A 7,208-nucleotide genomic window follows, 5' to 3' on the forward strand; every position below is an offset into this window, starting at 1 on the left:
ATGAAAGAGTATGGGAAGAAATTTTATCAAAGAGAAGTATACATTTCTGATGCGATTAATATGGCAAAAGAATCACGATATGTATTAACTGGTCTGGTTATCAATGCGTTTACTGATTCTGTTATATTGAACTGGGATCAGATCGGCACAGGAATTCCTAACGCCGATGATGGGGAAGAAAAAACCATGTATAAGAGATAGCAATTCTGACGTAATAAGCTGCGTTGAATTTTATAGCTGTTGATGTATAATAAGAATATAGAGACAAAAATGCTGAAAGCCTGTATTTATGTGGGCTTTCAGCATTTCTTTTATCAGATGATTAGGGTTTGAATCTAAAACATATATGGAGCTGAAAACATATATCCTTGAGCCAGGAAAAAAAATTTAACATATCGCCAGATTCTATGGGAAAATTATCTTCCGAAATATAAATGGGGTTTTTATGACTATTATTGTATAATATGAAAAATATAAATGCATTTTAAAAGAAGCTCAGCTGAGTATGTTTGATATGTGACGGCGGGATTACAGGAGCTACTTTTTGAAATGATAAAATAGGTTGGAAAATGAATAAATTCTTGGATTGAAAAGGAGATAAGGGATGGAAGTGTATACATTTGAACAATATTTGAAGGAGCCTTATGCGTTGGATTTTCAGCAGATGCAGAAGATTCACGGAGAACTGTTAAAGGAGATTGGAGATGATCCGGAAGCAGTGGAATTGTATGAAGACCTGATTGATGCAGCAAACAGATATGCAGGGATTCGTGCAAAGTGGCTTCGGATGTCGAAAGAAGAAAAAATAGATACGGATTCCTTAAGAACTTCACATCATGATTCCGTGATTATCCATTTGAATATGCTTGCAAGATATCTTAAAATGCAGGGGAAAAAGGCGTTATGGAGAGAACAGCTTGGTGATGTTGAGGAAAATGGCTACATACGAAAAGGGATCGGTGACTTTGCGTGTTATCTTGTGTTCGTAAATAGTATTTGCGCGAGATAATGAAAATGAACCATGGAAAGATAGGAGTATCCAATAGGTTTCATGTGATACCGGGATATTTTTTCGCCCCACTGTCTTCGACCAATCGGCTGGTATACTGGGAATGCTTTTGTGAGATTCCTGTCGTTGTACGGTATGTGATTCTGGCGATATCAGGAACAGGTGTATTATGATATATCCAGGTATTGCGGCTCTTTTCAATGCTGTTACTTCTTGTGAGAAAAGCAGAGAAAGATGGGATCTGGAAATTCGGGGAGAAAACGCCGGTTGTGACGGTTTATCGGTTTGAAATTTATGGATTTTAAGTTCTGAACATTAAGCCTCAGATGCCTGATGTTCAGAACTTTTTTGTCTGAAAATATATAAAAACAGAATAAAAATCGCTTTGAATTTGTCAGTTTTTTGCTATATGATAGTACTATCAGAAAAATACAAACAAATAAGGGGAGAGAAAAGAAAAATGACACAAAAGCAAAATACGTTAACAAAAACAGGCATTGTCGCGCTTCTTGCGTGTGTATGTTGTATCTTATGGGGAAGCGCGATTCCGGTGATTAAAACGGGGTATCGGTTGATGGAGGTGGATGCGGCGGATACGGCGAGTCAGATTGTATTTGCCGGGGTTCGGTTTACACTGGCAGGGCTGCTGGTTCTGATTTTTGCATCCATCAGGGAGAAAAAAGTGCTGATTCCGGATCGGACGATCCTGAAATACGCGGTTCCGGTGTGTCTGGCACAGACGGTGGGACAGTATTTCTTCTTTTACATCGGTGTTGCCCACACTTCCGGAGTAAAAGGGGGCATTATCACCGGACTTGGCAACTTTATTGCGATACTGATGGTCTGCCTGATCGTTCGAAACGAACGGATGACCGGGAGAAAAATGGCGGGCTGCGTGCTTGGATTTGCCGGTGTGGTTGTGATCAACCTGATGGGAAAGTCCCTGGATATGGGATTCACGTTTACCGGTGAAGGATTTATCCTGATCTCGCAGGTCGCTTATGGAATCTCCACGATCCTGATTAATATCTATTCGAAAAAAGTATCCCCGGTGGTGCTCAGCGGAACACAGTTTACCATGGGAGGCGTCGTTCTGACACTGATCGGCATCGGAATGGGCGGACACCTTGGAAATATTACCGCAGTAGGTGTCGTGATCATCTTCTATCTGGCAATGGTTTCGGCAGTTGCTTACACGCTGTGGTCGGTACTGCTTGCCTGGAACGATGTCTCAAAAGTGGCGATTTTCGGATTTGTCAATCCATTATGCAGTGTGATCCTGTCAGCATTGATCCTTGGTGAGGTGAAACAGGCATTTAATACCGGTAGCTTAGTGGCACTGCTTCTGGTGTGTGCCGGGATTTATATTGTTAACTGCAAAGCAAAAGAAAAGAATTAAAAATATTTTGGAAAAATCAGAAAAATATAAAACCAAATAGCCGATTCATGCATCTATAAAATGTAAAGTATACAGAATCGATATGTGTATAAAGCAAAACAGATTAGCAGATTACTAAATAAAACAATTCTATTCATATAAAAAACTCCGAAAAAAGGAAAGACATAATAATATGGAAGACAATCAGATTACAGATAACGATAAAGAAGATGATAAACAAGACCGCATAGAACTGGTTCAGAGAGCTGTGGAAGGCGATAAAGAAGCATTTACAAACTTATATATGCTTACATATTCAGAAGTATATCATATCGTAAAAGTATTTATACATAATGAAGATACCGCACAGGATATTGTACAGGAAACCTACTATAAAAGCCTGCGAAAGATCAAACAGCTGAAAGAACCGGATAAGTTTCCGGTGTGGATCAAAAAGATAGCGGTTAATACGGCAAAAGCACATTTGCGGAAAGTGGACTGGGTTTTATTCTCGGAGGCAGACGGTGAAGGGGGAAAAAGCATCGCCGAACTGCAGGACGAAAGACTGGAACATATACCGGAGATTGTAGTGGATCAGGCAGAGACGAAAGAACTGATAGACCAGATTTTGGGAGAACTGGATGAAAAGCAGAGAATGGTTGTGGGAATGTTTTACTATGAGCAGATGTCGGTCAACGAGATCGCAGAAGCTTTAAACTGCAGCGTAAATACTGTAAAGAGCCGTCTGAATTATGCGAGAAAAAAGATCGGAAAAGAGATCGCCGAACTGGAGAAAAAGGGAGTTATCCTGCGGACAGCTGCACCGATTCCGATTCTCATGTATCTGTTTCAGAAACTTCGGGGAGTTCAGGAACAGATACCGAAGGCGAAGTTCCTGGTGAAAGCGGGGATAGAAAAAGCAATTGTCACAGGAATTGCAGCAGCAGCGATCTGTATGGGAATTGGGATAGGTGCTGCGAAAATTCCGGACAGGCACCAGCAGGTGCAGGAGATACAGGAACTGCTGGTGGATACAGATGATCAAAAAAACGAAGAGACGGAAGCCAGTGTAAAGGAAGATACAAAAGATACCGGAAATACAGAGGATGTGGTGACGCCGACACCTGAGAATACGCCAAAACCAACCGTAACTTCGGAACCTACAACGACACCGGAACCGGCGAAAAACCAGCCTGTTTCACCGGCAGCAGAGACAGAGTCAACGGCAGAAAACAATGGCCAGCCGACAGCTGCGACCGGTTCACAGGGAACGGAAGGAAACACGGAAAATACTGACAGCACAGGAAATACAGAAAGTACGGGAAATCAGCAGAGGACATCCATATCAGAAACAGATCAGCATACCCATCAGTGGGTAGCACAGACAGAAAAGATTCATCATGAGGCATCCGGGCATTATGAGACCAAGACGGTGCAGGAGGCATACGAGGAGCCTGTTTACGAATACCATGTTTTTTGTAATACCTGCGGAGCAGATGTAACGACAAATGCACAGGAACACGAAGCGATACACAATGCCGGATTCAGCAGCAGGAAGATCCAGACCGGAAGTATTCACCATGATGCGGTGACGCAGCAGGTGTGGGTGGATGAACCTGCATACGATGAAGTGGTGACGAGAGGGTATGTCTGCTCGGTATGTGGTGCAGCCAAATAGTGAGGAAGGAGTACATATGAAAAAGAAAAGACGAAAAAAAATAATATGCATGGCGGTATTGGCACTTATGATCGTGCTGCTGCCTGTCATGTCACAGGCGGGAACGTGGAAAAAGAACAGTACCGGCTGGTGGTGGCAGGAAGATAATGGAAGCTGGCCGGCGAATCAGTGGAAATACATTCACGGAACCTGGTATGCATTTGACGGGAATGGCTATATGCGCACCGGATGGTACTGGGATGGACGTTCCTGGTATTATCTGACCGGAAGTGGGGCGATGGCGGAAGGTTGGGCATCCGTCGGAGGAACCTGGTATTACCTACAGCCGGGAAGCGGAGCGATGCTGACTGGATGGGTAAAAGATGGAACTACCTGGTATTATATGAACAGCAGTGGAGCGATGTTGACCGGCTGGCAGCTGATCAATGGTTCCTGGTACTATCTGTATGGAAATGGAAAGATGGCAGAAAATACCTGGATTGGTTCATGTTATGTCAATCCATCCGGTGCATGGATACCGGATGCTGTTCAGAGCCAGTGGATCCGTTCCGGTGACCGTTGGTGGTATCGACACAGCGATGGAAGCTATACGGTAAATGGTTGGGAGACCATTAATCAGAAAAAATATCATTTTGACAAAAACGGCTGGATGCAGACCGGCTGGCAGAAAATCAACGAAAGCTGGTACTATCTGGGACCGGTAGGCGATGGAGCAATGAGAAAAAATCAGTGGGTGGATGACAGTTATCTCGGTTCCGATGGAAAGATGATGACTGCCTGCTGGGTGGATGATTATTATGTAGGAATATCCGGAAAAATAACAAAAAATCAGTGGGTGCAGGACTATTATGCAGGAGCGGACGGAAAAAAACTGAAAAATCAGTGGATCGATGATTCTTATGTCGGCGGGGATGGGAAAAAAGTAACCAGCCAGTGGATCGGAGAGTCCTATGTCGACGAGGATGGAGTGCTTGTTCGAAATCAGTGGGTCGGAGATTCCTTTGTCGGAAAAAACGGAACGAAATTGAAAAACACCTGGATTGGTGACCGTTATCTGGATTCGGATGGAAACTGGGACAGAACGAAACCGGTACGGATTCCGCTGGAAACGATTCGTTTGCAGACAACAGGTCAGCCATTGAAGCCGGGAGAAGAAGAGGAGATAGACTGGCAGTATTATCCGGAAAATACGACAGATGATCTGACTGCAAAGTGGACATCTTCGGATGAATCGATTGCAACAGTCAAGGATGGGAAAGTTACGGCGCATAAAGCGGGAGTAGTAAAAATCGCATTGAAAGTTTCCGACGTTTCACGGTCGGTGGAAATGCTTGTGTTACCGGAAGATGCTTCATCCATATCGGTAGAAATCAAGTATCCCACATCGGATGCTGATTATCTCAAATATGGGGAAGCAGCAGAAGTATCTGTCCATATGCAGCCGGGAAATTATGATATTACCAATCTTATCAGAATGTCTGTCGATGATGAAAATATCCTTATGCTCAATTCTCCGGTAGGTATTCTGTGGGCAACGGATATAGGAGAGACCACGCTTCATATAACGATACGGGATATCGAGTTAAGTCGGAAGATAACGGTAGTATCGGCAGATAAAGACCTAGAAGAGCTTTATTTTGATCAGACAACGTTATATATGGAAAAGAACGAGACAACACACCTTCGGTTAACATCAAAACCTGTGGAGTATGCAAATTATCAGTATGCTAACGGTTATGGAATAAGATGGGGAAGCAGCGATGAAAGTGTGGTGACAGCGGATCGTTTTGGCATTGTCGCACAAAAACCGGGAAGAGCAACCGTATATGCAGAGATTCTTGGTAAACGGGCAGAATGTGAAGTGATCGTAACCGGTGAGGAAGATGTCGTGGAATACTCTTATGACACAGAATATGCCAAATATCTTTTTGATGAAGTCAACAAAATGAGAACAGCAAATGGGGTAGAACCATTTGTGTGGAATGAAGAAGATGCGGTCTATGCTTCTAAGGTCAAAGTGGGAATGCATGTGCAACCTGATTTTGACATTTACGGAATTATAGGTGTAGATGAAAATGAGGAAACACAGGATGTTCAGCTGGTGTACGGAGATGATAAGGACTTTACGAAAGAAGCAGCCTTGGATGCTCTGATACAAAATTCATCCTGTATGATACAACTGATGAAAAAGACCGATCAGCCACTGACAGCAGGCTGTGCGGTTCTGGTGTTGAAGGTAGATGGAAAAATAGAAAAACGCGGACTTATATTTACAATCGGACCATCAGAAAGTGAACTAGCAAACTATTCTCAGCAGGAAAGAGAAGAATATTGGGCAAACTGGATGGAGATTTCCGTTGATGATATGAAAAAATATCTGCATTAACCGTTTATAAACCAAGAGGATTTATAATAAATACTTCGAAGGAGAAAGAATATGAAGAACAAAACAATCAAAAAAGCCTTGGCGATCGGGATGTCTGTGCTGATGCTCGCGTCAACATTTACGCCGGTCAGCGTACAGGCAGCCGGTGGCTGGAAACAGAACAAAACCGGCTGGTGGTGGGAGGAGGATAACGGAAGTTATCCGACCAACAGCTGGAAAAATATCGGCGGAACCTGGTACTATTTTGACGGAAACGGTTATATGGTAACCGGATGGTTAAAGCTTTCCAGTGGTTGGTATTATCTGACGGAAAGCGGAGCAATGGCCACCGGCTGGGTGCAGGTAGGAAGCACCTGGTATTACATGAATGAAAGTGGAGTCATGCAGGCAAATACCTGGATCGGTGACAATTATGTAGGCGGAAGCGGAGCCTGGATTCCCGGAAAAGTGAAAACACAGGCCGGCTGGGTGAAGAGCGGAAACCGCTGGTGGTACAGACATGCGGATGGCGGTTATACGATGAACGGCTGGGAAATGATCAACGGAACCTGGTACTACTTCGACGGATCCGGCTGGATGGTAACCGGCTGGAAACAGGTGAACGGAAGCTGGTATTACATGGATGCATCCGGGGCAATGGTAAAAAATGCCTGGGCAGGTGATTATTATCTGGGAGCTGACGGAGCCATGGCAACGAATACCTGGATCGGACAGTATTATGTAGATGGTAGCGGAAAATGGGTACCGAATAAACAAA

At 43.8% G+C, this 7,208-nt stretch carries 5 protein-coding genes and 1 pseudogene; all 6 read left to right on the forward strand.

The window, feature by feature from the left end; translation table 11 throughout:
• On the forward strand, positions 1-201 hold a 201-nt coding region (locus tag MSA64_RS04450), incomplete at its 5' end, for a hypothetical protein (RefSeq protein ID WP_287890740.1).
• 403 nt (positions 202-604) lie between these two features.
• Positions 605-1,009 carry a hypothetical protein gene (locus tag MSA64_RS04455; RefSeq protein WP_287890742.1) on the forward strand — a complete coding sequence of 135 codons (405 nt, stop codon included), beginning with the start codon at positions 605-607 and terminating at the stop codon, positions 1,007-1,009.
• A gap of 460 nt (positions 1,010-1,469) precedes the next feature.
• Positions 1,470-2,408: a DMT family transporter gene (locus tag MSA64_RS04460; RefSeq protein ID WP_287890744.1), complete on the forward strand. Its 939-nt coding sequence runs from the start codon at positions 1,470-1,472 to the stop codon at positions 2,406-2,408.
• Between the two features lie 172 nt (positions 2,409-2,580).
• A complete protein-coding gene (locus MSA64_RS04465; protein WP_287890746.1) occupies positions 2,581-4,065 on the forward strand; it encodes a sigma-70 family RNA polymerase sigma factor in 1,485 nt (494 codons plus the stop codon).
• Between the two features lie 16 nt (positions 4,066-4,081).
• Positions 4,082-6,451, forward strand: coding sequence for an Ig-like domain-containing protein (locus MSA64_RS04470; protein WP_287890748.1), 2,370 nt, complete (start codon positions 4,082-4,084; stop codon positions 6,449-6,451).
• A 51-nt stretch (positions 6,452-6,502) separates the two neighbouring features.
• Positions 6,503-7,208, forward strand: a pseudogene (locus tag MSA64_RS04475) (CAP domain-containing protein); the annotation flags it as partial.

The organism is Oliverpabstia sp., assembly GCF_022785585.1.
In the GTDB taxonomy this organism is placed as follows: domain Bacteria; phylum Bacillota; class Clostridia; order Lachnospirales; family Lachnospiraceae; genus Oliverpabstia; species Oliverpabstia intestinalis.